A 26,301-nucleotide genomic window follows, 5' to 3' on the forward strand; every position below is an offset into this window, starting at 1 on the left:
TCCGGTCGAGTTACCCCGTCGAGTGAGATCTGATCCTCTTGGATCCGCTCGGCGGGGTAATCGTTTCTCTCACCAGTTCAACAATTGTCTTCGTCGCCAACGACAACACTGCCCCTTGACGCTTGACCAGTGCAAGGGTCTCTTCAAATGGTTCGACAAACTCAAACGTACGAACGCCGCGAGGAAGCTTTCGATTGCGAAGCAAGGAAGCGCTGACAATGGTCCCGCCAACACCAGCGGCAACGAGGGCCAAAGCTGACTCAACATGCTCGACCTCAATCGTTGCATGAGGTCGGATCCCGATGCCTTGAGCGCGATCCCAAAGTTGACGCCTGGTTGGGTCATCCCATCCGCTGTGAGCGTCATACAGGACGAGATCCTCAGCGAAGATGTCTTCGAGGCGAACCGGCCCGTCTCCCGCCTCCCGCCTGGAGGTCGCGTACAGCACGCGGTCTGCGAAAAGAGGCTCTACGTCGAGCTCTGTGTCTCGCACCGGCAATACAACAAGCCCAGCTTCGATCACCCCCTCAGATACTAACCGGGCCACCTCGTCAGAGTTCAGGCCCACCATGCGAATGCGCACCCGTGGGTGCCTGGTATGGAACGTTAGAACGAGATCCGAGAGCCCATACTGGTTGGCATTGCGAGGCACTCCGAATGTCGCCTCTCCAGAATCGAGCGAAGTAAGGGACCGCATCGAGTGAGTTGCGGCCTCGACTGCCCCCAGCGCACGTTCTGCATGTGTGCGCAGTTCATTAGCTGCACTCGTTGGTTTGAGGCGTCGTGATCCCCGCACGAATAGTTGGACACCCAGCTCGGCCTCCAGGCGGACGATGAGCTCTGAAACAGAGGCCTGTGTGACATCGAGTTCCTCGGCAGCCGCAGTGAATGTCCCTAGCTCCCACGCTGTCAGAAACGCACGCAATTGAGCTAACGTCATAGGTTATCCCTTCGAGAATGATCGCTTTATATGGGGTTGTCCTGGTCCTCGAGTCACAATAGCATCGTGGACATTGATCAGTCCCTCAGGCGACCACATGTGCAATGACGCGCTCATTCGGAGGAAAGCTATGACCGTTCCAACAGCTGAAAAGACAGACTCTCCTGGCCTGAAGAAAGCACTAGGAGTATTCGACTCATATGCTCTGGGTTTCGGAGCGATGATCGGCTTCGGCTGGGTGGTCCTCACAAGCGACTGGATATCAGGCGGCGGGACACTCGGTGCGGTTATTGCCATGATCATCGGCGGACTCATCATGGCGGTCGTCGGCCTGATCTACGCAGAGCTCACTGCTGCCATGCCAAAGGTCGGCGGTGAACACCACTACCTGCTTCGAGGAATGGGAGCTCGCTGGTCATTTCTCGGGTCCTGGGGCATTACCGGTGGATACATCACAATTGTCGCTTTCGAAGCCGTCGCGCTCCCCCGGACAGTCGAATACATCGTCCCCAATCTCGACCACATTCGGCTGTGGGAGATATTTGGATCAGAAGTGCATTTGACTTGGGCTCTGGTTGGGTCCGTGGCAGCAATCGTCATCACTTGGATCAATATTGTTGGGGTTCGATCTGCCGGTATCGTCCAAACATTCGTTGTCGTCTTCCTCGTGATCGTCGGCCTGCTCATGGTGTTTGGTGCGTCGACTAACGGCACCGTTGAGAACATGCAGCCCTTCTTCACAGACACAAGCGGCCTATTCACTGTGCTCATCGTGGTTCCGTTCCTATTCGTTGGCTTCGATGTCATCCCTCAAGCCTCAGAAGAGCTGCGGATGTCGCCACGCCGCATCGGCATACTAATTGTCACATCCGTCCTGATCGCCACTGCGTGGTACGTGATGACAATCCTCACCACCTCATCGGCAATGCCCATTGATGTGCTTCTTTCGTCTGATCTGGCGACTGCGGATGCTATGGGAACCTTGTACAACAGCGGAATCATGGCCAACGTACTCATCGCTGGCGGCATCGCTGGGATCTTGACCTCTTGGATTGCACTCTTGCTGGGAGCTTCACGCCTGCTTCTCGCGATGGGCCAATCCGGGATGCTTCCGAAATGGTTTGGAAAAATTCATCCCAAGTACGGAACTCCGGTAAATGCACTCATGTTCATTGGCGCTCTGTCGTTTATCGCACCGTTCTTCGGCGAAGGAATGCTCGGCTGGCTCGTTGATTCTGGCTCCCCAAGCATCGTCATCACCTACCTCCTGGTAAGCGTTGTCTTTGTGAAGCTGCGTGTCAAAGAGCCAACAATGGATCGTCCATTCCTCGCAGGCGGTCGAAAGGGAGGCATTCCTCTCGGAGTTCTCGCCATCGTCCTTTGCGCGGGACTCGTCGCTCTCTATATCCCCGGCATGCCTGCATCGATCAGCCCAATGGCGTACGTACTGTTTTGCTGCTGGTGGATCCTTGGACTCTTCTTTGTCGTGCGTATCCCCCGGGGGATAAGGGCGGGAACGGATGCAGAGCACCGTCTGCTGAAGGCTATAGCACTCAAAGAGGACGGCCGAAAGTAGCTCGAGCTAGCCTTAAATTTGTGACCGAGCTTCTACTGAGGCCCGACCCACTCCAAACTCTTCGTCGTCATGGCTTCAGCGTATCGGCCCGTCCTGACTCGAATTGACCGGGACATGATGCTCGACCGTTAGAATGGGCCCATGAAGCCACTGACGACAGTTCTGTCCCTGCCTGTCACCGACCCTCAACGCACCGCCGACTTCTATCGAGACGGGTTGGGCCTCGAGACCGAGGGCGTCGACGAAGGCATCGTCGCCTTCGAACTTCCGAATCTCTCGATCTTCTTCATCGAATCAGAACAATACGACAGCTACATCGAACTGTCGGGGCAGATCACGGTAGATCATCCCTCTCCCGGTGCCAGCATCATCTCCTGTGCCTTCGCAACACCGGCCGAGATCGATGACACCCTCAAAAGGGCAGCAGCCGCTGGAGGGTCCTCAGCACCGGCCAATGACGTCGATGGGTCATATATGGGCTACTTCTCCGACCCGGACGGATACATCTGGGAACTGGTCGCCAATGAGCACACCGCACAGTCTGCCGAGGCCCGATAGCCTCACATCCGCTGGTTACGTGCGCTCTCGTAGATGCACACACCGGCAGCTGTGGCCAGGTTGAGGCTCTCGGCCTTACCGTAGATGGGCACGGCGGCCGAGGCGTCGCAGAGTTCCAGGTCCTTCTCGCCCATCCCCCATGCTTCGTTGCCGAAGACCCAGGTGGTTCGAGCGGTCAGGTCGAGACCGGAGTCCCAGGGGTGGTGAAGGTCATGGGCATCATCGTTGGCATCTGCGGCGAGGACCTGAAGTCCACGGGCACGGGCGAGTTCGGTCACCTCGGACAGCCCCACACCGGTGACCACAGGAATGTGGAACAGAGAACCGGCGGTCGAGCGGACGGCCTTGTCATTGTAGATGTCGACACTCGAGGAGGTGAGCACCACGGCATCGGCACCGGCAGCATCGGCGAGGCGGATGATGGTGCCGGCGTTGCCGGGGTCACGGACCTGCGAGAGCACCACAATGAGCTGAGCTTCTTTGTCGACCACCGAGTCAAGGGCCACATCGAGATGTTCGCACACGGCGACGACACCTTGTGAGTTCACTGTCGTCGCCAGTTCGGCGAGCACCTCAGGGGTCACGATGTTCCAGTCGATCTGTGCGCTCTTCACGGTCTCGACGAATTCGGGATGAACCTCGGCCGCCTCCTCGGTGATGAAGAGATCGACGACAGCACCCTTGGGATCGATAGTCGAGCCCATCCACTCCGGGACACCAGGATTGTGCCCGTTAAGATCCTGCGAGACATGACGATCCAGAGCCTCTCGCACGGCCTGTGGCCCTTCGACGAGGAACTGGCCTGAGCTCTTGCGGCCGTGGCGCTTGAGCAGCTTGACGGCACTCTTGATCCGTTTCGACTGTGTGGAGGAGATGACGTCTGGAAGCTTCATGAAGTTTGTCGACCCGCGTTCTGGGAGTTCTGGATGTGCTGGGAGTTCTGGATGTGCTGAGACAAATTCAACGGCCCCGAACCAAATAAGTTCGGGGCCGTTGAGAGTATGAGGACCGGCAGCTCAGGCTGCGGCGGTCTTCGCTGCGTTGACGTCAGCCGGAAGAGCTTCCTTGGCAACCTTGATCAGGTGCGCGAAGGTGGCTGAATCGTTGACGGCGAGCTCAGCGAGCATACGGCGGTCAACCTCGACGCCAGCGGCCTTGAGGCCCTGGATGAAGCGGTTGTACGTCATGCCGTTGGCGCGAGCACCGGCGTTGATGCGCTGGATCCACAGGCGACGGAAGTCACCCTTACGGGCGCGACGGTCACGGTAGCTGTAGACCAGCGAGTGAATGACCTGTTCTTTGGCCTTGCGGTACAGGCGCGAGCGCTGTCCACGGTAGCCCTTCGCCCGGTCAAGGATGACCCGACGCTTCTTGTGAGCGTTGACCGCTCTCTTAACACGTGCCACGTGTTACTCCTTCAAAATTAGTTCAACCGGCAGTGCCGGAGTCTGGTTCAAGCTATGGGAACCACGTGCGTGGCTGCCCGGGATAGGAGACCCGAGAGGGTCTCACCTGCCCTTGAGCTTGCCCAGAAGCTTGCGAGCTTTGGCGCGATCTCCGCCGGTGAGGACCTGGTCCTCAGCAACGCGACGCTTACGGGCCGAGGACTTGCCCTCGAACTTGTGCTGGTTGTTCACGCCTTCACGCATGATCTTGCCAGTACCCGTCACACGCATGCGCTTCTTGGCGCTGCTGTTCGTCTTCTGCTTCGGCATCGAGCCGTTCTCCTTTGCATTTCGTTGTCGGTGGCGACCACCGCCAACTACTTCACACGCTGAAACCGTTCAGGCTCCAGCGAATCGGTACTTACTACTCACGCGTCGGGCGCTGCGTGCTTCTCTGCAGCGACGCGATCGCGTCGGGATTTCACCTCGGCGATGTTGCCCTTGGCATCTGATGATGCCTTGCGGGCCTCGGCCTTGGCGTCGGATTTTGACTTAAGTGGACCAATGACCATCACCATGTTGCGTCCGTCGACCCGTGGTGAGGATTCGACGGTGCCGAGGTCCGACACATCTTCGGCCAGTCGGTTGAGCAGCTTGATGCCCATTTCGGGGCGAGACTGTTCACGTCCGCGGAACATGATCATGACTTTGACCTTGTCGCCACCGGCCAGGAAGCGGGTCACATGCCCCTTCTTGGTCTCGTAGTCGTGTTCATCGATCTTGAGACGGAAGCGGATCTCTTTCAGCGCAGTGTTCGCCTGGTTCTTGCGGGCTTCTCTGGCCTTCTGAGCAGATTCGTATTTGAATTTCCCGTAGTCCATGAGTTTGGCTACGGGAGGCTTCGCCTGCGGTGCAACCTCGACCAAGTCGAGATCTGCCTCACGAGCGAGGTCGAGTGCCTTGCGAATGGCAACGATACCGACCTGTTCACCGTTGGGTCCGACCAACCGGACCTCGGGAACCCGAATCCGGTCATTGATGCGCGTCTCGCTGATGTGTTCACTCCTTTTTAGCTCAAATGATGTCGTGGCAATAGAAAAGGCTCCCATTGACCACATGCCAAGGGAGCCTGCACACACATCAGAGCAACGGAATTGAAACCGCAGCACATCAAGTGAATACACCTCGATCTGAAACCTTCTGCCTCAGGCTTGCACCCGGGCTGTCGATCATCAGATCATTGGACCCGATCGCTCTACACGATCAAGGTGGGAGTCAGACCCCGCTTCGCACCACAATTCAGTGTACTACGCTTCATGACTCTTCGCACATCGAGGTCGATCGTGCAATCGGCAAGTCAATCATATGACAAGCTAGTCCCATGAGTTCTGAAAATTCTGTACCCGCCGAGGCGGTTGCCGATGTCACTCGTGATATCGCCGAAGTACCAGCCGTCGAGGTCATCACATCAGCAGCTGTGCACCTGATGTCCGCTGCCGCCGTCAAATGCGGACTGGCCGAAGATTCCCCCGAAGCGCCGGCAGCGGAGCTGCAGGACCTCGACGAGGCACGCAAACTCATCACCGCCCTGGCCGGCCTGGTCACCGGAGCCGCCACCGTCATCGGCGACCACCATGCTCGCCCCCTGCGCGACGGTCTGCGCAGCCTCCAGCTGGCCTTCCGCGAAGCCTCGGCGATTCAGGACGAGCCCGGGCAGGGCCCCGGCGAGAAGTTCACGGGCCCCGTTCGCTGACACACGTCCTGATGAGTGCCGGCAGTTTCGTCGTGCACCATTCATGGTGATTCTCCACATTCTCTGCGGCTCTCGACCATTGGTCGGGGGCCGCTTCAGTCATGTCAGTGCCGAATGAGACCATCGTCCCATGCCTCCCGTTGAACTGCCGTACGTGAGTGCCAAGGAGTTGCAGGACTACTTCGGTGCCACGTTCTACGAGCGCGGACGCAGCTACGCCAACAAGGGAATGGTCGGGCAGGCCAGCTGGGATTCAGAGGCCATGACCCTTCGGGCGGATGTCGCAGGCAGTGCGGCACACGACTACACAAGCACTGTTCGGCTGGAGCGGCACAATCCCACAGCAAAATCGTTCACCGTGATCTCCTCTCTGTGCACCTGCCCTGTGGGCGGAGACTGCAAACACGTGGTGGCTGCGCTGATGGCAGCGTCGATCCGGCAGGTGGCACCCTTTGGTTCAACGGCGCTGCACGATCCTGACCAGCGCCGCTCCCCCGACGAGGCCGACTGGCGCAGCGCCCACGTGCGCACTGCGCGCTCGAGCCCCCGAGGCCGGGCTCCTGATGGCAGCGACCGGTCATCGCACAATCGCAGAGAATACGACTGGAAATCGATTCTCTCCGGGTTCTCCTCCGACCGAGTCGACGATTCCGTCTGGGCCTCCGGTCCCGGGGGCACTCGGGTCGGCAGCGCACCGACTCGCCTTGCCCTCGGCTTTGAGATCTCCGAGCTGAGACGCACAGGCTTCGGGAACTTCGAAACCCATCCCACCAGACGATCTGAGCTCACCGGTCGCACCGACCTCGTCGTCACTCTGAGACCCTTGATGGAGGGTGCACGCCGCAATTGGATCAAGGGGAACGTGTCGTGGTCCAACATCGCCAACAACTCAAACACTCGTGCATTTGCACGGGGGCAGGCGGCCTGGTTCGCACAGCTCTACAGCCTGTCCGCCATCAGCTCGAATCACCTCATCACGAATGACGACTCGCTCGTCCTTGACTGGTTCACTTCGCCCTTGCTCTGGCATCTCTTCGATCAGGCGGGGTCGCTGGGCATCGAACTCGTCGGCACCAGCCGCGGACTCTCGATTCGCCGAGGCGAGGAAGGGGCGACTCAATGTGATGTGGTTGCGGTCTCAGACGGGCTCGAGGCCCGCTCCCTGGTCACGATTGACGGTGAGTCGTTCGACCAGGGCCTCTGCGGCCCAATCGATGATCATGGCTTCTACGGAATCTCGACCTCCGGCGGTACGTCCCTCGTTCTGGCTCCGACCGAGCAAAGGACGCATGGTGATGTAGTTCAGATGCTGCGTCGATGGGAACCGATCATCATCGCCGATGGCCAGATCCGTGACTTCTTCACTGACTTCTACCCCAAGCTCGCCTACGCCACCACCGTCGTCTCCTCCGACGATTCGGTGACCCTGCCTGTGCTCGTACCTCCAGATCTCGCACTCACCGTCTCCTACGGTGACCATGACGCGCACCTGACCTGGGAGTGGCACTATCACCACCCGGTGCAGACGCTCCCGGTCCGCCGCGGGCCGCTGGCCGATCGCAACCGGAGCATCGAGCACGAAGACAGTGTGCTGGAGACGCTGAGCACCACCGTTGCTGCAACCGCGATGCCGCTGACTCTGCCGAGCCAGGTTCGCCGAGGGGACACCGTGGACCTCGACGACCTGCAGACAGCAGTTTTCGTTGACAAACTGCTGCCGGCTCTCAGCGACATCGAGCATCTCGAGGTGAGTGAGGTCGGAGATCGTGCGGACTATCGAGAAGTCACCGATGCGCCCCTGGTCGCGATGTCGACCGACGAAGCCGAGGACAGCGACTGGTTCGACATCCGCTTTGACATCACGATCGCCGGACAGCAGGTGGCCTTCGCCGACCTGTTCGTCGCCTTGGCGCAGGGGGCTGCGATGATCGTTCTGCCCGACGGTGCCTACTTCTCACTCGAGGCACCCTTCTTCGACAAGTTTCGGCAGATGCTCGCCGACTCCGATGTCATCGCGGACTGGAAACCGGAATCACCCCGCCTCTCCCGGTATCACATGGACCTGTGGGCCGAATTCGACGAGCTCGTCGACGAATCCGCTGCCGCGGCCTCGTGGCGACGATCGGTCGAAGCCCTCAGCCACCTCGGCGAGATTCCAGCTCTCGACGTGCCCGAAGGGATCGAAGCCACACTGCGGCCCTATCAGCAGGAGGGGTTCAGTTGGCTGGCGGCACTGTGGTCCAGCGGACTCGGCGGCATCCTGGCCGACGACATGGGCCTGGGCAAGACGCTGCAGGCATTGAGCCTGTTCACTCACATCAAGAGCACGGACAAGAACGCCGCTCCCATCCTCGTCGTCGCGCCCACATCGGTGATGTCGACCTGGCGAGCCGAGGCAGAGAGGTTCGCGCCGGGTCTGCGAGTCGCCACGATCTCGGCCACAGAGAAGAAGCGGAAGACCACCCTGGCCGACGAGATCGAGGAGGCGGACCTCGTCATCACCTCATACGCCATTCTGCGCCTCGACGCACTGGCTTTCAGGTCGATCGTGTGGGATTCGTTCGTCCTCGATGAGGCACAGTTCGTCAAGAACAGGTCCGCCAAGGTCCATACTGCGGCGAAGGCGATCCAGGCCCGGTTCCGCCTGGCCATCACCGGCACACCGATGGAGAACTCGCTGACCGATCTGTGGTCGCTGTATTCGATCACCTCACCGGGACTGCTTCCGGGCTTCGAGAAGTTCCGGCGCGAGATCGTCTCCCCGATCGAATCCGGCGAGGCCCCGGAGGAGATGGCTCTGCTGCGCCGGCGGATTCGACCGTTCATGAAGCGGCGGGACAAGGAACTTGTCGCTGCCGACCTGCCGCCGAAGCAGGAACAGGTTCTCAGCGTCGAACTCAGCACCAAGCACAGGGAGTTGTACAACACGGTTCTGCAGAAGGAGAGGAAGAAGCTCCTCGGCCTCATCAACGACATGGATCGCAATCGCTTCGCGATCTTCCGCTCGCTGACGCTCCTGCGGATGTTGGCCATCGACCCGTATCTCATCGATGCCAAATATGAAGGCATCGGGTCGAGCAAACTCAGCGCACTCTTCGCCCACCTTGACGACATCGTTGCCGAGGGCCACCGGACCATCATCTTCAGCCAGTTCACCTCGTTCCTCACCCGGGTCGGTGAACAGCTCGAGCATCGCAATATCAATTACGCCTACCTCGACGGCTCCACGCGGAATCGCGGCGCAGTCATCGAGGACTTCAGGGCCGGGGATGCACCCGTCTTCCTCATCAGTCTCAAGGCAGGTGGGTTCGGCCTGACACTGACGGAGGCCGACTACGTCTTCCTCCTCGATCCCTGGTGGAACCCGGCGGTCGAGGCTCAGGCAGTCGACCGCGCGCACCGAATCGGTCAGACGAAGAGTGTCATGGTCTATCGGATGGTCTCGGCGAAGACGATCGAGGAGAAGGTGCTGGCGCTGCAGGAGAGGAAGGCGCAGCTCTTCGATTCCCTGGTCAATGAGGGTGAGGGCTTCTCCTCAGCGATCACGGGTGAGGACATACGCGGGCTGCTCGACGGGTAAGCGGCTCGTCGTCTCTGGTTCGCTCTCTCGCTCAATATCCGAGCGTCGACGTGAGTCCCTGCATCAGTTCGTCTTCGACCAGTTCGATCCCGGGGCCGAACTGTCCGAATCGCAGGGCGTTGATGAGGCCGATGATCGCAGCCCACACGGTCACAGTGCGCATAATCACCTGATCGTCTGGTTCCAGCCCCAGTTCTCGCAGTCCCTCACGCAGCACGTCCAATGCATGAGCCGGCGGTACCTGAGTGTTCGGGGTCCGATGCGCAGAGGACTGTGAGAGCAGGGTCGTCAGCGTCACCATGATCCTGGTCCCAGGAACCACTGTCTCGTCCCGCGGTGCCTGGTAGTCAGGCACGGGCGTGCCATAGATGAGCGCCCACCGGTTGGGATGCCTGCGCGACCACGCCAGCATCGTCACACCGACGGTGAGAACAGATGTGTCGTCTTCGAGGGCTTCGTCCACGTCATCGGCAATCGAGGTGAAAGCATCGCGGATGAGTATTGTCAGCAGTTCGTCGCGGTTCTTCACGTACCGATAGATGGCGCTTGAGACGATTCCGAGTTCCCGTGCGATGGCCCGAAGCGAGACCCCGTCGAGACCGTCGTCATCAAGCATTCTGTTCCCGATCCGGGTGATCTGCGCTTCGGTTTCCAGCCGAGCCCGCTGGCGCGGAGTCGAGTTCGTCATGCCTCAACCCTAGAACGAGAGAGCAAAGATAACAATAGTGAGCACTGCTCTTGAATTTGCACGAGCGGCGGCCTATTCTCATTTCAGAGAGCAGTGCTCTCGTTCACCGAAGGACTCGAGGGTCCGCACGGCCTCACGACACCACGAAACTGAGAAGGACGACCACCATGAAATCTGCACTCGTCATCGGCTACGGACAGATCGGCAGCGAGATCGCCTCCCAACTCACGACAGCAGGAATACACGTTGCAGTCGCAACCCGTTCGGCTCCAGCCGCTGTCGCCGTTACCGCCGCAGCCGGCCAAGGATCGACAGCGCCCGCCTACGCCGATCACGCCAATGGCACCGACCGGACCAACCGAGCAAACGGGGCCACGATCGCCCGTGTCCAGGCAGACGCATCAGACCCCGAGCAACTGCTCGAGGCCGCTGCAGGCAGCGATGTCATCTTCGCCTGCGTTCATGCTCCCTATGACAGCCGAGTCTGGGCACAGGTTCTGCCCCACCTGGACAAGACGATCATGGATGCCGCCGCGGAACTGGGCATTCCGGTCATCTTCCCCGAATCGGTCTACGCCTTCGCCGGCACCCCCGGCCCGGTAACGGAGTCCTCACCATTTGCACCGGTCGAGGAGAAGGGACGGATCAGGCAGCAGCTCATGGAGGCGAGGCTGGAGCACCCGGCCACCTCGGCGAGTGTCGTTGCCGGGGATCTGCTCGGCACGACCGCACAGCCGCAGACGTCGGTAGTGCGGATGTGCATCACCGCGCCGATCTCCAAAGGGCGTCGGGCCATCGTGCCCGCACGCTCCGATGTCGCCCACGGCATCACCGTGATCGAAGACCTCGCTGCCGCGATGATCGGTGCGGCACAGCTGCTCGAAGACGTCCCCGCGGGGACGCATCGCCTGCTCATCGCTCCGTCCTCGAATCCGACCCTCGGCGAGATCGCGGAGTTCACCCACGAGCACCTGGGCACCAGACCGAGAAGACCCCTCTCCCTCCCCCGCTGGACGACTCGCGCCGCCGGGATCTTCGAACGCTCGATGCACGAACTCAACCGGCTCGCTCCGATCTGGTACTCTCCCTGCGTCATCGAGCCAGGGCCATTCGCCGAGGATCTCGGCACGACCGACTGGCGCGAGGGCGTGAGGCAGATGCTGTGAAGCCATCCCGGCGCGTGGGAGTTCGGCATGCGCCGAGCTCCCACGGTCCGGCCTGCCCCGTCGTCCTACTTGAGGAAGATTCCGTTGCCGGGGCCCAGGGGTAGGTCGAAGAAGAACCAGATCGCCAGCAGCGCCGCCCAGGCGAGCCAGAATGGGATGACGAAGGGGAACATCCGCGAGATGATCGTGCCAAGTCCAGCATTGGGTTCATACCGGCGCACGAGTCCCAGCAGCACGATCATGTACGGGTTGAGCGGGGTGATGACCTGGGTGGCCGAGTCACCGACGCGGAACCCGGCCTGGATGAACGCCGGCTCATAGCCGAGCAGCGCGAACAGCGGAACGAACACCGCGGCCATGAGCGTCCACATCGATGAACCGGAGACGATGAAGAGGTTGAGCACGCTGGCAAGCAGCATGAACCCGATGACCGCGGCGAAGCCGGTGAGTCCGATCGCCTCGAGACCGGAGGCGCCGGCAACTGCGATCCAGGATCCGATCCCCGTCCAGTTGAACAGGGCGATGAACTGGCCGAGGATGAAGGCGAGAATGAGGAAGGACATCATGTCGATGATCGACTGGCTCATCATTCTCACCAAGTCGTTCATCGACCGCACGGTGCGCACGACGAAGCCGTAGACGACGCCCATGAGCATGAAGTAGGCGAAGACGATGAAGACGATCGACGACAGCAGGGGCGACTTCGGCAGAAAGCCGCCGTCCTCGTTGCGCCACGGCGAATCGGGGATGAGTACGGCGAAGAGGACCACCGCCGTCAGCAGCAGCGCGGAGCCCACGGCCCACAGCAGCCCTTTCTTCTCCTCAGGCTCCAGTTCGGCCTTGACCTCCTTCTGAGATTCCTCGACCTCTTCGGCCGACACGGAGTTCTCACCGTAGGGGTTGTCCTTCGCCTGGTATTCCTTGGCCAGGCCTGAACCCTTGGCATCCGCGTATTCGCGCGGAACGCCCTTTCGAACCATGTTCGGTTCGATGAGCTTGTCGATGATGAAACCGGCGATGACCGCCAGCACGATCGAGGCGACGATATTGAAGAAGTAGTTCGACACCGGGTTGACGGCCGTATAGTCAGTGTCGGGCAACGTCCCCATCACCGAGGTGGTGATGCCGGCGAACAGTGCGTCGAGGCTCGTCGGCACGATCGAGGTCGAATACCCGGCCCCGGTGGCGGCGAATCCGCCGATGAGCCCGGCCATCGGGTGCCGCCCGGCAGCCTTGAACACGAGCGCAGCCAGGGGCGGGATGATGATGAATGCCGAGTCGGCCATGATCGACCCGACGACGCCGACGAATCCGACGGCGTAGGGCAGCAGCCAGCGGGGGCTCTTGCCGAAGGCGATCCGCACGGCCGCGGCGAGCATCCCCGACTTCTCGGCCACGCCCACTGCCAGGAGGATCGGCAGCACGGTCGCCAGCGGTGGGAAGCCGATGTAGTTGTCGCCCATCGTCGTCGTCAACCACGACATGCCTTCCCCGGTGAAGAGCCCCTTGATCGCCACGGTCTCATCGCTGCCGGGAATCTCGACCGACACGTCGGCGATGGCCATGCCGGTTGAGATCGCCCCTGTGATGAGGAACAGACCGAGGAAGAGGGTGAACGGCTCGGGCAGTTTGTTCCCCAGCCGTTCGATCCCGTCCAGCAGCCGCTGGCCGATACCGACTTTCGCTGACGTCGTCGTTGACATGTGTCTTCCTTCTCTTCGATGGTCGCGATCCGGGCCGAGTCCCTGTACTCGCCCGATTCGCAGCGTTATTCGAATCGCTGCCGGCGTTCGAGACGCCCAGCAGGTGTCGTGTTGGAGCCGATCTGTCTCTAGTTGAAGTAGTTCTCCACGTCCACCGCTCCTCCGTCGCGCTCGAATTCCGCAGCCACCTCGGCGGCCAGCGCATCGTCGACGAGGAAGTCCAATGCAGTACACGCCAGTCCATACCCGGCGTCGTGAGCGGCACCTTCAGCAGCAGGTGTGATCGAGGCTTCCGCGAACTCGCGGGTGTGCAGCGCGACCTCGGCGTCGGCGGTCTTGATGAGTGGATGGATGCCCGGTATCCGGTAGGAGACATTGCCGAAGTCGGTCGATGCTGCGATCGACTCGTCGAGCACTCCGCCTGGCAACGGTGTCCGCCCCTGCGTCTCCTCGTGCACGGCCCACCGCTGGGTCAGCGCGGAGTTCGAACGCACCGGCAGCGAGGGCGGGTGCTCATCCCATGTCACTTCGACACCGGTTCCGGTCATGAGCGCCGCTCCCTTCGCAGCGTCCTCGACGCGTTCCGAGAGCTCCTTGAGGGTCGCTGGGAACTTCGACCGCACATAGCACTGAACGGTGGCCGATTCGGTGATGATCGAGGGTCTGGTCCCGCCTTCGGTGATGACGGCGTGCAGTCGAGAGATCGGCGGCATCTGCTGACGGATCAGGCCAAGGCCTTGGTAGAAGAGATTGGCGGCGTCGAGTGCGTTGCGGCCCATGAACGGCTGCGCCGAGGCGTGGGCGGCGACTCCCGTATAGGTGACCTCGAGCAGCCGCCTGCCCAACCACACTTGATCTGCACAGTCGTACCCGTAGCCGTGGACCATGATGGCCGCGTCGATGCCGTCGAAGGCACCCTGGCGAGCCATGACCTCCTTGCCGGAATGCCCCTCCTCCGCGGGTGTGCCCAGCAGCACCACCGTGCCGGGGACGGCTTCAGGGTCCTGCTGGCAGAGGGAGTGAAGGGCAAGGAATGCTCCCACCGCCGAGGTGGCGATGAGGTTGTGCCCGCAGGCGTGGCCGATCTCGGGCAAGGCGTCGTATTCAGCGAGGATCGCGATAGTGCGTCCCTGCCCGGAACCTGTGGTGGCCCGCAGGGTGGTCTCGACGCCGAAGAGCCCGGTCTCGACCTCGATTCCACGATCACGCAGCAGCGAGGCGATGGCGGCGACGGATTCGTGTTCGTCGTAGGCGGTCTCTGCCAGGGAATGGATCGTATGGAGCAGTCCGTCGAGTTCCGGCTTCGCCTCCGCGAGCCCGGCTGCGATGCTCGCTGCACTCGTTTCAGGGGCTCCGGAGAACGCTGAGGTCCATGCTCCCACCTGTTCGGCGCGGGCACGGGTCTGGGCAGCGATCTCGTCGACGTAGCTCTCGTCGGGGACGGTGGGACGACTCAGATCGCGCATCGGGTTCATGGGGACCAAGCATAGAAGATGAGGGGCAAGCGCACATGCCCTTTCCCGCTATCTGGTACCCGGCCGAACGCCACGGGCGTGTCGACGCGAACGCTCAGGACTCGGCGAGCTGGAGCGCCATCGAATCCACTCTCTCGACGATGGTCGCGTCGGCGGCCAGCGCCGCCTGGAACCGCTTGATCTCCTCGGCCGGCACCTGGGAGCGCACGCCCAGCCTGATGCCGACCTCCGGACCCTCGACGTGGACGCGTGAACTGCCGGGGCTGAGACTGATCTGAGCCACCCACGGAAACTGTTCGGCGATGGCGACGAGCGCCTGCCCCACCTCGGCGTCGGCCCAGGCCGGGGTCCACTCACGACCCTGAACGAACGCGAACATCGCGGGCCGACGCAGCAGGAACGAGGTCTCGGCACCCGGGTCGAGGACCACGAGCTGAGAATCGGCTTCGATCGCACCGAGGACGAGCCGCTCCGATTCGATCGGCACGGGCCGAGCGTCGCGATGCCATGCGGTCAGCGGAGGGATCGAGCAGAATCCTGGGGTGCACTCGCGTCCGTCCTCGGCCTGCAGCCGGACCATGGCCATCTCCGAGGAGTTGTCGACCATCAGCCCGTTCTCGCCGACCTCCTGGTCGACAGCCATCGGAACGATCGGGGCATAGAGACGCGCCTGCGACAGGGCGGTGACGACGTTGCGGTGCAGATTCGGATCCAGGGGCTTCTGGCTCACCACAGTGAGGGCCTCGAGGAGCCCGGCATCGGCCAGTCCCGAATCGCCCGAGAACGGATTCGGGCGCAGATCGCGCCCCGACCAGGACACTCCTGCCGAGTCGGACTGGCCGGATGCTTGATGCCGGTCCGGCGACTGGGACCGGTCGTCCGGATCCGATGTCACTTCTTCAGCCTCCAGCGACTTCGAGGGCTTCTTCCAAAGTGAACTTTCCGGCGTAAAGGGCCTTACCCACGATCGCCGAGTCCACGCCGAAGGGAACCAGTTCGCGCAGGTTCCGCAGATCGTCGAGGCTGGAGACTCCGCCCGAGGCCACGATCGGCTTATCCGTCTTCTCTGCCAGAGACTTCAGCAGCTCCACATTGGGCCCCTGCAGCGTGCCGTCCTTGCGGACGTCGGTGACGACGTAGCGGGCGCAGCCTGCCTTCTCAAGAGTCGAGAGAACCTCGTAGAGGTCTCCCCCGTCCTTCGTCCAGCCGCGGGCTGCGAGAGTTGTTCCGCGCACATCGAGACCGATGGCAACCTGATCGCCGAAGCGAGAGATCATGTCGGCGGTCCAGTCCGGGTTCTCCAAAGCGGCAGTGCCGATGTTCACCCGCTCGGCACCGGTGTCCAGTGCGCGCTCGAGGCTCTCGGTGTCACGGATGCCGCCGGAGAGCTCGACCTTGATGCCGACAGCCTTGACGACCTGGTTGAGCAGATCCGAGTTCGATCCGCGACCGAATGCGGCGTCGAGGTCAACGAGGTGGATCCACTCCGCTCCGCGGCTTTCGAAGTCCTGGGCCGCGTCGATGGGAGAACCGTAATCTGTCTCCGTGCCGGCTTCGCCCTGGACGAGGCGAACGGCTTTGCCATCGGCGACGTCAACGGCGGGAAGGAGGACCAACTTATTGGGGGTTTGAGTCATTGTGACCTTTCTCAAGAGGCTGTTGAGACTGATGTGAACAGATTGGAGCAGGTGAAACCGGAGGGTTCGGACAATCCTAGTGGGCAGTCGCGCCCGCTCCGGGGAACGTGCCGAGCCAGTTGCGCAGCAGACGCGCGCCCGCATCGGATGACTTCTCGGGGTGGAACTGAGCTGCCCAGGTGGTGCCGTCCTCGACGGCGGCGATGAAGCTGCTGCCATGGGTCGCTGTGGTCACCATGGTGTTCGGTGGAGTGTCGGTTGCCGCATAGGAGTGGACGAAGTAGAAACGTTCCTCGGCCACACCCTCGAACATCTGTGAGGACTTCGGTGCGCTGACCTTCGACCATCCCATGTGTGGAACGACCGGAGCCTCGAGTGCCGTGACGGCGCCGGGCCACAGTCCGATGCCTTCTGTCTTCACTCCGTGCTCCTCTCCGCGGGCGAAGAAGACCTGCAGCCCCACACAGATGCCGAGCAGAGGCCGCTGGCTTTCGTGCCAGGTGCGGATGAGATGATCCCCGCCGACTCGCTTCAGTCCGGCCATCACTGCCGAATAGGCGCCGACGCCGGGAACGAGCAATCCGTCTGCGTCATCGATGACGGCATGGTCTGCAGTAAGCACGACATCGGCACCGGCCGCTTCCACCGCGCGCACAGCCGAGCGGACGTTTCCTGCCCCATAGTCGAGGACAGCCACCGTGCTCATTTCTTCGCTCCCTTGGTCAGGACGCTGTAGATCCTCCACAGGGAGAAGCCGAGGACGATCGCACCGAAAGCGGCGATCACCCAGGCCATGGTGTTCCCACTGAGCCCGATCGTGATGCCGAAGGCGGTGATGAGTCCAGCGAGTACTGCCACCACGATCCACAGCAGTGCCGTCCGGGCCACGGCGGCCCGGCCAGGAGACATCGTGGCCGCACTGGCCTGCAGCTTCGTCATGGAAGAAGTGGGGATGTTGCCCTCCACTTCGTCGGCTGATCTGATCTCGAGCAGGAGCTGCTCGAGGACGTCTGGAAGGTTCTTCAGCGCCAGACCTGCAGGAACATCCGATTCGCGGGCACCGTGCCGGAAGTGACCGGCATCGATCTGCTCCTCACTGCGGGCCAGGAGCAGGACCTCATGTTTGCCGGAGAGCTTCGAGATCGCTGCGGCTGCCTCGTTGCCCGCCTGGACATCGGTGTCGGCCAAGACGATTCCGGTGAAGTCTCCGATGGGAACAATGGTTCCCTTGATGTTCGACAGTACGCATGCAGCGGCCAGCTGCTCGGCAACTCCGAACGGCGTCACGATGACGGTGGTGCTCACAGGACTCCCTTCGTGCTGGGTACCGAGTTGTTGCGCTCATCAGGTTCGACTGCCTCACGCAGAGCGCGGGCGAAGGCTTTGAACTCGGCTTCGACGATGTGGTGCGGATCCCGGCCGCGCAGCAGGTCGAGGTGCACAGTGAGACCGGCGTGGAAGGCAATCGACTCGAGGGAGTGCGAGGTCATGGACCCTGTGAAGTGTCCGCCGATGAGGTGGTACTGCTGGCCCTCGGGTTCTCCTTCGTGCACGAAGTACGGGCGACCGGCCACGTCGACGACGCAGCGGGCCAGAGCCTCGTCCAGTGGGACGGCGGCCAGCCCGTAGCGGCGGATGCCGGCCTTGTCGCCCAGTGCCTCGCTCAATGCCTGGCCCAGGACGATCGAGGTGTCCTCAACCGTGTGGTGGACGTCGATGTGTGTATCGCCGTCGGCTTTGATCTCCATGTCGATGAGTGAGTGCTTCGACAGCGCTGTGAGCATGTGGTCGAAGAAGGGAACACTCGTCGAGATGTCGGACGAACCGGTTCCGTCGAGGTTGATGGAAACGGTGACCGAGGATTCCGAGGTCGTACGGGAGCGTTGTGCCTGCCTCATGAATGGCCTTTCGTAGGAGGGGTGGGTGCCGCCTGAGGACCATTGTCCCCTGACTCGAGCGAAGTGGTGTGACTCAGGTTGCGCATCTCAGCGAAGGCGCCTCAGTCGGAGGACAGCAGAATGCCGGGGTCGGCTGCCAGGATCTCGTCGACTGCGGTGAGGAACGCGGTGGTCTCCTCCTCGGTGCCGGCATTGACCCGAGCGTGGTGGTCGATGCCGATGTCGCGGATGAGTATTCCGCGATCAAGCAGCTTCTGCCACAGTTCATGCGGTGAGGAGATGTTGCCGAAGAGAACGAAGTTCGAATCGCTGGGGTAGACACTGAACCCGGCGTTGCTCAGGTGTTCAGAGATTCGGTCGCGAGCGTCGATGAGCCGGACCACGTTGTCCAGGAGGACGTCTGCGTGTTCCAGAGCGGTGCAGGCCAGCACCTGAGTGATTTCCGATAGGTGGTACGGCAGACGCACCAGGCGCAGGACATCGATGAGCTCTGGGGCCGCGATCGCGTAGCCCAAGCGCAGACCTGCGCAGGCGAAGGCCTTGCTCATCGTCCGTGATACGACCAGACGGGGGCGACCTTCCAGAAGGGTCATCGCCGAGGCTTGTGCGGGCCTGGAGAATTCGGCGTAGGCCTCGTCTACGATGACGATGCCCGAACAGTTCTCGTACGCCGCTTCGATGACGTCGAGACCGATCGATGTTCCTGTCGGATTATTCGGTGTGCACAGGAAGACGATGTCTGGATCGGCTTCGGCAACCTCGGCAGCGACGGTGCTCGCATCAAGCGTGAAGTCGTCGCTGCGCGCCGAGGACTGCCAGGCGGCACCGGTGCCCGTAGTGATCAGCGGGTGCATGGAGTAGCTGGGAGTGAATCCGAGGACCGTGCGACCCGGTCCTCCGAATGCCTGCACGATATGGGAGAGGACTTCGTTCGATCCGTTTGCCGCCCAGATCATGTCGGGGCTGAGTTCGACGGTCTGACCGGCCCGGTCGTTGACTCCGTGCAGATAGGTGACCAGATGTTCGCGCAGGTCCTCGAACTCACGGTCGGGGTAGCGGTTGAGTCCGGCGAAGTGACCGTCGACTGCCGAGCGCATGCTTTCGACGACCATGTCCGGAATCGGATAGGCGTTCTCGTTGACGTTCAGCTGCACCGGCACATCCAGGTGCGGAGCCCCGTAGGGCTTGAGGCCGACTAGGTCCGAACGCACTGGCAAAGACTCATTATTTCCCACCGCATCAGTCTAGCGTTGGGGCACATCCAGGGTCTGACCCGGGTGCACCACAGGCGAGGACAGATGGTTGATCTCCACGATCTCGGACACGACATCGCGAGTGTCGCGTTCGATTCCGAGGTTCGCCGCGACGGCCCACAGCGACTCACCTTCGCCCACGACGACAGACTCGGTGTCGATGCCGATGTCGTCGGTCTCCGCACCGGCGGCGGCCGAGAACGACTGTGTGGCGACGAAGAATGCTCCGCCGATGATGACGAGAGCGCACACCATGGTCCGAAGCAGGCGCATCGCCTGGCGTCCACGAGTGGTGAAACGCAGTTCCTGGTTCTGTGCAGACATCGCTTAACCTCTTCCCTTCGTACGATTCCACCCGTAATAGGTAGAACGTCTGTTCTATTCAACATGCCAATCGAACATATGTCCAGTCCAACTCGAACATTTATGCGACAATGAGAGAGAACCAGCGTTGTTGATTGGTCTGAAAGAACCATCTCAGGCGGCACTGACACGAGAATTCTCGACGTGAGGATCCAGCGGTGAGGCCGGCGGGAATAGAACGAAGGGGAACGAGCAATGGTTCAGAATAAACGAGGGAGGGGCCGTCCCCGCAATGAGGACGTCGCCAGCGAGATCGCGGCCGCCCGCAGCGATGACGAGGACGTCTCGATTCCGGAAGGCTCCACCGGCGAGGGCGATTTTCGTCTGACCCCGCGACAGCGACTGGTCCTCGAGACCATCGAACGCGCAGTCGTCACCAACGGCTACCCGCCGAGCATGCGTGAGATCGGCAAAGCTGCCGGACTCGCCTCACTCTCAAGCGTGGCCCACCAACTCTCCCAGCTCGAACGTCTCGGCTATGTCCGCCGAGACCCGAAGCGCCCGCGTGCCATAGAAGTGGTCAATCCATTCGAAGAGGAAGAGGCCGAGCGCGCCAAGTACGAGGAGCTGGCCAACAACACCGTCCAGGTTCCTGTCGTCGGTCGCATCGCCGCAGGCGGGCCCATTCTGGCCGAGCAGGAGATCGACGACGTCTTCTCTCTGCCGACACAGGTCGTGGGCTCGGGTGAGATGTTCCTGCTCAAGGTCGTCGGTGACTCGATGATCGACGCAGCCATCTGTCACGATGACTGGGTGGTCGTGCGCAAACAGCACACCGCTGACAACGGTCAGATCGTCGCGGCGCTGCTCGATGGCGAAGCGACCGTGAAGACCCTCAAACGCAAGGCCGGGCACCAGTGGCTGCTCCCCCACAACAAGGACTACGAACCGATCGACGGCACCTATGCCCAGATCATGGGTCTCGTCGTCTCGGTCATTCGCCGCCTCTGACATCACCGCCAGGGCCCGACGGCCCTCAGGTCTTTTGACCGCTGACGTTCCAGCGCACTGTGCCCCGTCCGATATCGGACGGGGCACAGTGCATGTCAGACTCCGGTCATTTCTCCGTCTCTGCCAGACGCCCCAAGCTGCTCTTCACGAGTGCCGAATCCGTCGTCGGCCACATCGTCGGCATCGAGTTCACCAGATAGCCGCCGTAACGAGCCGAGCGCAGGCGCGAGTCGAGGACCGCGACAACTCCCCTGTCCGAAGTCGATCGGATGAGACGTCCCGCGCCCTGTGCCAGGCGCAGTGCGGCATGAGTGGCGCTGACGGCCATGAAGCCGTTGACTCCCCGATCGTCGGCGTCTCTCGACCTGGCCTGCATCAATGGGTCATCGGGCCGGGGGAACGGAAGCCTGTCGATGATGACGAGACGATTGGTCCGACCCGGTACGTCCACGCCCTGCCACAGTGACATGGTGCCGAACAGACAGGCCTGATCATCTGCGGTGAATTGGGAGACGAGAGACGGCAGTCCGTCGTCGCCCTGGAGAAGGATCGGAAGGTCCAATTTCGTCCTCAGGTGCTCGGCTGCGGCATTCGCGGCCGCTCGTGAGGAGAACAGTCCCAGCGCACCGCCCTTCGATGCGGTGACCAGTGCCTCAAGCTCATCCAGCGCCTGTTCGCTCAGGCCGCTGCGGCCCGGGCGCGGCAGGTGTGCTGCGACGTAGAGGATGGCCTGCTTGCCATAGTCGAACGGTGATCCCACGTCGAGGCTGTCCCATTTGGGTGCGTCGGGACCGAACAGTCCCAGGGACGCTGCGACCGCGTCGAAGTTGCCACCCAGTGACAGAGTCGCCGAGGTGGCCACCACCGTTGACTCTTCGAAGATCCCTGACCGCATGGTGCCGGCAACACTCAACGGCGCGACCACGAGGTTTGTGGTCTCGCGCTCGCGGAAGGTGCTTCGAGACAGCCATACGACGTCGTTCTTGCCCGGGGAGCAGAACCGCTCGGCGAGTTCGAAGATCTCCTGGCAGCGGGCCTTGGCCATCTGACGGCCGGCGTCGGAGTCTTCGGTCTTGCCGCCGATGTCGTTGATGATCTGACGAGTGGAGTCACGAATCTGGGCCAGCGCGAGGGACAGTGCCTCGCTCATGTTCATGATCAGGCCTTCGCCGACACCGCTCTGGGCCCGTTCGAGTGCCGCAGCCGCTGAATCGAGCAGCGCCACGACGCCGTCCTGAACGATCGTGTGCTTGCGCACGGAGCTCGTGGCGGCTGCGAGCATGCTGGTGTTGATCTGACCCGACAGTGCGTTCGTGACCCTGTCCTTGAGTTCATGGGCCTCGTCGATGATGATGACGTCGTGCTCGGGCAGCACCGCGTTCTCACCGAAGGCGTCGATGGCCAGCAGCGCATGGTTGGTCACGACGATGTCGGCCTCGGCCGCGTTGTTGCGGGCCAGCTCTGCGAAGCATTCCGTGTACAGCGGGCAGTTCGACCCGAGGCAGTCGAAGGCGTTGACGGAGACCTCTGACCACGCCCTGTCGCTGACTCCCGGCAGCAGATCGTCGCGGTCTCCGGTGTCCGTGGTCTTCTCCCACGTGCGAATCCGCTGGATCTCCTCGCCCAGGCCCGATCGGTCGCTCTGCTTTCGTCCGGCCTCCGCGTCGGCACCGAGGTCGAAGAGCATTCCCTCGCCCTCATCGGGATATCCGCCGGAGAGCTTGTGTTTGCAGACATAGTTTCGTCGGCCTTTGAGCAGGGCGGCCCTTGGCAGAGGGTCGAGGGTCTTCTTGACTGACTTGAACAGCCGCGGCAGATCCCTGTGGATGATCTGTGTCTGCAGGGCCAAGGTGGCCGTGGATACGATGACGCGCTTGCCCGTCCGACTGGAGTACTCGGCTGCGGGGACCAGGTACGCCAAAGATTTTCCTGTGCCCGTGCCGGCCTGGACCAAGAGGTGGATGCCTTTGTCCACTGACGAGGCGACCGCTTCGGCCATCTCTGTCTGACCTTTCCTGGTCGAGCCGCCGATGGCCCCTACGGCGGACTCGAGCAGATCTTCGACGGTGCTCACTCGCCGATGACCAGGTCCGGACGTCGGAAGTCGGCGAGTTCCGCAGCCAGGTCTGCCGGAACCTTCGCCTGCATGGCGGTTCCCTCGGCACCGTGCTCTTCATGCTCGACCGTGCCCAGGGCATAGATCTTCGACACAAGATCGCCCCGTTCGTAGGGAACGAGCACTGTGACGTCGATGTTCGGCGAAGGCAGCATCGCCTCGATCGTTTCGACGAGCTCGGCGACTCCGTCCGTGGTCACGGCGGAGACGAATCTCGCTTCCGGGTACTCGGCGTGGAGTCCAGTCACCACTGCTTCATCGGCGATATCGGCTTTGTTGAAGACGAGGAGTTCGGGGATGTCTCCCGTGTCGACGTCTTTGAGCACTTCCCGGACGGCGTGGATCTGTCCGTGCGGATCGGGGTGCGAGGCATCAACGATGTGCAGAAGCAGATCCGAATCCGAGGCCTCTTCCAATGTCGACCGGAACGCTTCGACCAGTTGGTGCGGAAGGTTCCGAACGAAACCGACGGTGTCTGTGTAGGTGAAGGTGATGCCGTCAGCGGTGCGGGACTGTCTGACGGTCGGATCCAGGGTCGCGAAGAGCGCGTTCTGGACCATCACCTCGGCGTCGGTGAGCTGGTTGAGCAGTGAGGACTTGCCGGCGTTGGTGTAGCCGACGATTGCCACTGAGGGGATGTGATTGCGGGCGCGGTTCTTCCGTTTCGTGTCCCTCGACGGGGCCATCGCGGTGATCTGTCGGCGCAGCTTGGACATTCTGGTCCTGATCCGACGGCGGTCGAGTTCGATCTTCGTCTCACCGGGACCGCGGGAACCGATTCCGGCACCGCCGGCAACTCGGCCACCCGCTTGTCGGGACAGTGACTCGCCCCAACCGCGCAGGCGCGGCAGGAGGTATTCGAGCTGAGCCAGTTCGACCTGAGCCTTGCCTTCTCGGGACTTCGCGTGCTGAGCGAAGATGTCGAGGATGAGAGCGACACGATCGACGACCTTGACCTTGATGACGTCTTCGAGTCCGCGTCGTTGGCTGGGCGCGAGTTCGGAGTCGATGATCACGGTGTCAGCACCCACGGAGGCAACGATCTCGGCCAGTTCGGCCGCCTTGCCCTTGCCGAGGTAGGTGCCGGGGTCCGGGGTCTCACGTCGTTGGATGATCGCGTCGAGGACCTCAGATCCTGCGGTCTCTGCGAGGGCGGCGAGCTCCCTGATCGAGTTCTCGGCATCGGCCTGTGTCGTATTCCACAGTCCTGCAAGGACGACCTTCTCCAGGCGGACCTGGCGGTATTCGACCTCAGTGATGTCTTCGAGTTCGGTCGACAGGCCAGCGACTCGTTTGAGTGCGGCTCTCTCAGCCAGATCGAACTGCGAGGCATCGTCGACGTTTGCTTCGTTGGTGCCCAGCGCCTGGGCGCCTCGTGCGAGAACGCGGTCGAGCATCGCGTCCCGACGTTCTTTGTCAGTGGACGTCATTCATTCCTTTGTTCGCTTCCACTCTCTGCGGCACTGCTGCCGCGGAGAGTTTCCTCTCAGATGAAAGAGGTGTCCATCAATTCTCCCACAGCCGTCTAGACTGTAACGGTGTCAGAGCACTATTTCACGCAATCGCCCAGCAGCGAGGCCAAAACACGCGAGCTCTCACTGAACCTCGCGAGCCATGAAGTCACGGTCGAGACCGTCTCGGGGACCTTCTCCCCCACCCGCTTGGACCTGGGAACCGCAGTTCTGCTGCGACATCTGCCGGTGCCAGAGCCGGGTGACATCCTCGATCTGGGCTGCGGCTGGGGCCCCATTTCCTTAGACGCTGCGCTGAGTGCCGAGGACGCCGAGGTCGATGTCAGGGTGTGGGCACTCGACGTCAATTCCCGATCCCTTGACGCCACTGCCAAGAACGCGAAGCGTCTCGGACTGAAATCGATCCGTCCCGTCACCGCCGAAGAGATCCCATCGGACCTGCAGTTCAGTGCGATCCGTTCGAATCCGCCGATCAGGGTTGGCAAGGAGGCTCTGCATGAGCTGCTGACCACCTGGCTGCCGCGGCTGGCTCCCGGCGGGCGTGCCGATCTCGTCGTGTCCAAGAACCTCGGTGCGGACTCGCTCCAGAAGTGGCTCATCGAGACTCTGGGAAGTGGATTCAGCGTCGTTCGCACCGGATCATCGAAGGGTTACCGGGTCCTCACCGTCGACCGCGACTGATCGCCGCGTCGGTGTGGTCGGCTGGAGTTCATCGGCACCTGGAGCGTGTCAGCTGATTGTGCCGCTGGCGACCAGGACTGCCGGACCGGAGAGGGTGACGCTGCCGCGTGTACCATCCTCATTCGGGGTGATGCCGATGCGCAGCTGGCCCCCGGGAACATCCACCCGCCATTGCAGAGGCGATGCCGGACCTGCCCAGTGGTGCGCGGCGATGGCAGCAGCACAGGCCCCTGTACCGCAGGAGCGAGTCTCGCCGACTCCGCGTTCGAACACCCTCATGCGCAGGGCACCCTCTCCCCCGGCCACATCGCTGCGCGCAGGTTCCATCACGATGTATTCGATATTCGACCCCTGCGGCGGTACCGGGTCGAGGACAGGTGCATCCCGCAGCTCAGCACTGTCGAGCTCAGCCGACTCCGCGAGTGCGACCACGGTGTGAGGGTTTCCCGTCTCGACCCGCATGCCGGGACGGGGCACTTCGATGCCGGACGTCGAAACCAGCACGTCATCGCTGTCATCGAGAGACCACTCGCCCATGTCGATCATGTACCAGGCGTCGTCTGCGGAGCCGGGCAGCGTCCGCCCTGCCGGTGCTGTCGCAGAGGAGTCTCCGGTCTGCTTGCCCAGTGCCGGGTTGAGGACAGTGCGCACGGTCTTGATGCCATCACGCGTGCCGACGAGGATCTCTCTGGCGTCAGCCGCGACTCGTCCGGTCGTCACGAGCACGTGGGCGAAGACTCGCACTCCGTTGCCGCACATCTCGGAGAGGCTGCCGTCGTGGTTGTAGTAGTCCATGAACCATTCGGCTCCGGCCTCGGCCTGTTCCTGGGCACCGGGAATCCCGCTGCTTGCGGAGCGGACGATGCGGATGACCCCGTCGCTGCCCAGTCCCGAGCGACGATCGGCTAGGAGCGCGATCGTCTCCGGATGCATCTCCAGATCACTGTCATCGTCGGCCAAGAGGACGAAGTCGTTCTGTGTGCCGTGGCCCTTGATGAAAACAGTGTCTGCGATGTCGGCGAATGGTGACTGGGGGGAACTCATGGTCTCATCCTATCGGTGACAGACCCGCACGTGGCACAGTCGGCATTCAGCTCTCGTGGACT

Annotated in this window: 25 protein-coding genes; 7 read left to right on the plus strand and 18 right to left on the minus strand. The window is 62.1% G+C overall.

The annotated features are described in order from the left end of the window. Positions 1-10: 10 nt before the first annotated feature. A complete protein-coding gene (locus JTF07_RS00330) occupies positions 11-940 on the minus strand; it encodes a LysR family transcriptional regulator (protein ID WP_204232387.1) in 930 nt (309 codons plus the stop codon). 130 nt (positions 941-1,070) lie between these two features. Between JTF07_RS00330 and JTF07_RS00335 the strand changes: the two genes are divergently transcribed. Then, a complete protein-coding gene (locus JTF07_RS00335; RefSeq protein ID WP_204232388.1) occupies positions 1,071-2,516 on the plus strand; it encodes an APC family permease in 1,446 nt (481 codons plus the stop codon). Positions 2,517-2,657: 141 nt separating this feature from the next. After that, positions 2,658-3,074: a VOC family protein gene (locus JTF07_RS00340; RefSeq protein WP_204232389.1), complete on the plus strand. Its 417-nt coding sequence runs from the start codon at positions 2,658-2,660 to the stop codon at positions 3,072-3,074. A 2-nt stretch (positions 3,075-3,076) separates the two neighbouring features. On the opposite strand, the gene JTF07_RS00345 is transcribed toward JTF07_RS00340, so the two are convergent. The 4 genes from JTF07_RS00345 to infC all read right to left on the minus strand — a co-directional run bounded on the left by JTF07_RS00345 (position 3,077) and on the right by infC (position 5,568). Further along, on the minus strand, positions 3,077-3,967 hold the full coding sequence (locus tag JTF07_RS00345; protein WP_204232390.1) for a TrmH family RNA methyltransferase: 891 nt from the start codon (positions 3,965-3,967) through the stop codon (positions 3,077-3,079). A gap of 123 nt (positions 3,968-4,090) precedes the next feature. Further along, complete coding sequence (rplT, locus tag JTF07_RS00350; protein ID WP_096157223.1) at positions 4,091-4,480, minus strand: 50S ribosomal protein L20; 390 nt, start codon at positions 4,478-4,480, stop codon at positions 4,091-4,093. 102 nt (positions 4,481-4,582) lie between these two features. Continuing rightward, positions 4,583-4,789, minus strand: a complete 207-nt coding sequence (rpmI, locus tag JTF07_RS00355; RefSeq protein WP_009885053.1) for a 50S ribosomal protein L35 — start codon at positions 4,787-4,789, stop codon at positions 4,583-4,585. A 98-nt stretch (positions 4,790-4,887) separates the two neighbouring features. Then, positions 4,888-5,568, minus strand: a complete 681-nt coding sequence (infC, locus tag JTF07_RS00360) for a translation initiation factor IF-3 (RefSeq protein WP_204232391.1) — start codon at positions 5,566-5,568, stop codon at positions 4,888-4,890. A 272-nt stretch (positions 5,569-5,840) separates the two neighbouring features. Here infC and JTF07_RS00365 point away from each other — a divergent pair, with 272 nt between their 5' ends. Both JTF07_RS00365 and JTF07_RS00370 read left to right on the plus strand, forming a co-directional pair. Next, positions 5,841-6,212: a DUF1844 domain-containing protein gene (locus tag JTF07_RS00365; protein ID WP_204232392.1), complete on the plus strand. Its 372-nt coding sequence runs from the start codon at positions 5,841-5,843 to the stop codon at positions 6,210-6,212. Between the two features lie 130 nt (positions 6,213-6,342). Further along, positions 6,343-9,792, plus strand: a complete 3,450-nt coding sequence (locus JTF07_RS00370) for a DEAD/DEAH box helicase (RefSeq protein WP_204232393.1) — start codon at positions 6,343-6,345, stop codon at positions 9,790-9,792. A gap of 31 nt (positions 9,793-9,823) precedes the next feature. Here the strand turns inward: JTF07_RS00370 and JTF07_RS00375 are convergent, their stop codons facing one another. After that, complete coding sequence (locus tag JTF07_RS00375) at positions 9,824-10,480, minus strand: TetR/AcrR family transcriptional regulator (RefSeq protein ID WP_204232394.1); 657 nt, start codon at positions 10,478-10,480, stop codon at positions 9,824-9,826. 167 nt (positions 10,481-10,647) lie between these two features. Here JTF07_RS00375 and JTF07_RS00380 point away from each other — a divergent pair, with 167 nt between their 5' ends. Next, on the plus strand, positions 10,648-11,646 hold the full coding sequence (locus tag JTF07_RS00380) for an NmrA family NAD(P)-binding protein (RefSeq protein ID WP_204232395.1): 999 nt from the start codon (positions 10,648-10,650) through the stop codon (positions 11,644-11,646). A 65-nt stretch (positions 11,647-11,711) separates the two neighbouring features. Here JTF07_RS00380 and JTF07_RS00385 read toward each other — a convergent pair whose 3' ends face one another. The 9 genes from JTF07_RS00385 to JTF07_RS00425 all read right to left on the minus strand — a co-directional run bounded on the left by JTF07_RS00385 (position 11,712) and on the right by JTF07_RS00425 (position 19,936). After that, positions 11,712-13,349, minus strand: coding sequence for an AbgT family transporter (locus JTF07_RS00385; protein ID WP_204232396.1), 1,638 nt, complete (start codon positions 13,347-13,349; stop codon positions 11,712-11,714). 128 nt (positions 13,350-13,477) lie between these two features. Beyond that, on the minus strand, positions 13,478-14,824 hold the full coding sequence (locus JTF07_RS00390; protein WP_204232397.1) for a M20 family metallopeptidase: 1,347 nt from the start codon (positions 14,822-14,824) through the stop codon (positions 13,478-13,480). Positions 14,825-14,918: 94 nt separating this feature from the next. Beyond that, positions 14,919-15,719 carry an SseB family protein gene (locus JTF07_RS00395; protein ID WP_204232398.1) on the minus strand — a complete coding sequence of 267 codons (801 nt, stop codon included), beginning with the start codon at positions 15,717-15,719 and terminating at the stop codon, positions 14,919-14,921. A 4-nt stretch (positions 15,720-15,723) separates the two neighbouring features. Next, the gene (priA, locus tag JTF07_RS00400) at positions 15,724-16,461 is read right to left on the minus strand and encodes a bifunctional 1-(5-phosphoribosyl)-5-((5-phosphoribosylamino)methylideneamino)imidazole-4-carboxamide isomerase/phosphoribosylanthranilate isomerase PriA (protein WP_204232399.1); all 738 of its coding nucleotides are present in this window, start codon (positions 16,459-16,461) and stop codon (positions 15,724-15,726) included. 76 nt (positions 16,462-16,537) lie between these two features. After that, complete coding sequence (hisH, locus tag JTF07_RS00405) at positions 16,538-17,167, minus strand: imidazole glycerol phosphate synthase subunit HisH (RefSeq protein ID WP_204232400.1); 630 nt, start codon at positions 17,165-17,167, stop codon at positions 16,538-16,540. Continuing rightward, positions 17,164-17,766: a hypothetical protein gene (locus JTF07_RS00410; RefSeq protein ID WP_204232401.1), complete on the minus strand. Its 603-nt coding sequence runs from the start codon at positions 17,764-17,766 to the stop codon at positions 17,164-17,166. Before JTF07_RS00410 ends, hisH begins: the two co-directional genes overlap by 4 nt. Further along, positions 17,763-18,359, minus strand: a complete 597-nt coding sequence (hisB, locus tag JTF07_RS00415) for an imidazoleglycerol-phosphate dehydratase HisB (RefSeq protein WP_204232402.1) — start codon at positions 18,357-18,359, stop codon at positions 17,763-17,765. Before hisB ends, JTF07_RS00410 begins: the two co-directional genes overlap by 4 nt. A gap of 101 nt (positions 18,360-18,460) precedes the next feature. After that, positions 18,461-19,594 carry a histidinol-phosphate transaminase gene (locus JTF07_RS00420; protein WP_204232403.1) on the minus strand — a complete coding sequence of 378 codons (1,134 nt, stop codon included), beginning with the start codon at positions 19,592-19,594 and terminating at the stop codon, positions 18,461-18,463. Positions 19,595-19,603: 9 nt separating this feature from the next. Continuing rightward, positions 19,604-19,936, minus strand: coding sequence for a LysM peptidoglycan-binding domain-containing protein (locus JTF07_RS00425; protein ID WP_204232404.1), 333 nt, complete (start codon positions 19,934-19,936; stop codon positions 19,604-19,606). 234 nt (positions 19,937-20,170) lie between these two features. On the opposite strand from JTF07_RS00425, the gene lexA reads away from it, so the two are divergent. Further along, positions 20,171-20,926, plus strand: a complete 756-nt coding sequence (lexA, locus tag JTF07_RS00430) for a transcriptional repressor LexA (protein ID WP_204232405.1) — start codon at positions 20,171-20,173, stop codon at positions 20,924-20,926. A gap of 106 nt (positions 20,927-21,032) precedes the next feature. On the opposite strand, the gene JTF07_RS00435 is transcribed toward lexA, so the two are convergent. Together JTF07_RS00435 and hflX are read right to left on the minus strand one after the other, a co-directional pair. Further along, the gene (locus tag JTF07_RS00435) at positions 21,033-23,000 is read right to left on the minus strand and encodes an ATP-dependent DNA helicase (RefSeq protein WP_204232406.1); all 1,968 of its coding nucleotides are present in this window, start codon (positions 22,998-23,000) and stop codon (positions 21,033-21,035) included. Further along, complete coding sequence (hflX, locus tag JTF07_RS00440; RefSeq protein WP_204232407.1) at positions 22,997-24,472, minus strand: GTPase HflX; 1,476 nt, start codon at positions 24,470-24,472, stop codon at positions 22,997-22,999. The genes JTF07_RS00435 and hflX overlap by 4 nt, the downstream gene beginning before the upstream one ends. Before the next feature lie 108 nt (positions 24,473-24,580). Between hflX and JTF07_RS00445 the strand changes: the two genes are divergently transcribed. Further along, positions 24,581-25,195, plus strand: a complete 615-nt coding sequence (locus tag JTF07_RS00445) for a class I SAM-dependent methyltransferase (RefSeq protein WP_204232408.1) — start codon at positions 24,581-24,583, stop codon at positions 25,193-25,195. 48 nt (positions 25,196-25,243) lie between these two features. On the opposite strand, the gene dapF is transcribed toward JTF07_RS00445, so the two are convergent. After that, a complete protein-coding gene (gene dapF / locus JTF07_RS00450; RefSeq protein WP_204232409.1) occupies positions 25,244-26,239 on the minus strand; it encodes a diaminopimelate epimerase in 996 nt (331 codons plus the stop codon). Positions 26,240-26,301 lie beyond the last annotated feature (62 nt).

The sequence above is a fragment of the Brevibacterium sp. RIT 803 genome (genome assembly GCF_016892625.1).
Classification (GTDB): domain Bacteria; phylum Actinomycetota; class Actinomycetes; order Actinomycetales; family Brevibacteriaceae; genus Brevibacterium.

What these genes read in the sequence shown, in the direction of transcription:
- JTF07_RS00330 (WP_204232387.1), bottom strand. Translation starts at nt 940, where the DNA reads ATGACGTTAGCTCAATTGCGTGCGTTTCTGACAGCGTGGGAGCTAGGG.
- JTF07_RS00335 (WP_204232388.1), top strand. Translation starts at nt 1,071, where the DNA reads ATGACCGTTCCAACAGCTGAAAAGACAGACTCTCCTGGCCTGAAGAAA.
- JTF07_RS00340 (WP_204232389.1), top strand. Translation starts at nt 2,658, where the DNA reads ATGAAGCCACTGACGACAGTTCTGTCCCTGCCTGTCACCGACCCTCAA.
- JTF07_RS00345 (WP_204232390.1), bottom strand. Translation starts at nt 3,967, where the DNA reads ATGAAGCTTCCAGACGTCATCTCCTCCACACAGTCGAAACGGATCAAG.
- rpmI (WP_009885053.1), bottom strand. Translation starts at nt 4,789, where the DNA reads ATGCCGAAGCAGAAGACGAACAGCAGCGCCAAGAAGCGCATGCGTGTG.
- infC (WP_204232391.1), bottom strand. Translation starts at nt 5,568, where the DNA reads ATGGGAGCCTTTTCTATTGCCACGACATCATTTGAGCTAAAAAGGAGT.
- JTF07_RS00365 (WP_204232392.1), top strand. Translation starts at nt 5,841, where the DNA reads ATGAGTTCTGAAAATTCTGTACCCGCCGAGGCGGTTGCCGATGTCACT.
- JTF07_RS00370 (WP_204232393.1), top strand. Translation starts at nt 6,343, where the DNA reads ATGCCTCCCGTTGAACTGCCGTACGTGAGTGCCAAGGAGTTGCAGGAC.
- JTF07_RS00375 (WP_204232394.1), bottom strand. Translation starts at nt 10,480, where the DNA reads ATGACGAACTCGACTCCGCGCCAGCGGGCTCGGCTGGAAACCGAAGCG.
- JTF07_RS00380 (WP_204232395.1), top strand. Translation starts at nt 10,648, where the DNA reads ATGAAATCTGCACTCGTCATCGGCTACGGACAGATCGGCAGCGAGATC.
- JTF07_RS00385 (WP_204232396.1), bottom strand. Translation starts at nt 13,349, where the DNA reads ATGTCAACGACGACGTCAGCGAAAGTCGGTATCGGCCAGCGGCTGCTG.
- JTF07_RS00390 (WP_204232397.1), bottom strand. Translation starts at nt 14,824, where the DNA reads ATGAACCCGATGCGCGATCTGAGTCGTCCCACCGTCCCCGACGAGAGC.
- priA (WP_204232399.1), bottom strand. Translation starts at nt 16,461, where the DNA reads ATGACTCAAACCCCCAATAAGTTGGTCCTCCTTCCCGCCGTTGACGTC.
- hisH (WP_204232400.1), bottom strand. Translation starts at nt 17,167, where the DNA reads ATGAGCACGGTGGCTGTCCTCGACTATGGGGCAGGAAACGTCCGCTCG.
- hisB (WP_204232402.1), bottom strand. Translation starts at nt 18,359, where the DNA reads ATGAGGCAGGCACAACGCTCCCGTACGACCTCGGAATCCTCGGTCACC.
- JTF07_RS00425 (WP_204232404.1), bottom strand. Translation starts at nt 19,936, where the DNA reads ATGTCTGCACAGAACCAGGAACTGCGTTTCACCACTCGTGGACGCCAG.
- lexA (WP_204232405.1), top strand. Translation starts at nt 20,171, where the DNA reads ATGGTTCAGAATAAACGAGGGAGGGGCCGTCCCCGCAATGAGGACGTC.
- hflX (WP_204232407.1), bottom strand. Translation starts at nt 24,472, where the DNA reads ATGACGTCCACTGACAAAGAACGTCGGGACGCGATGCTCGACCGCGTT.
- dapF (WP_204232409.1), bottom strand. Translation starts at nt 26,239, where the DNA reads ATGAGTTCCCCCCAGTCACCATTCGCCGACATCGCAGACACTGTTTTC.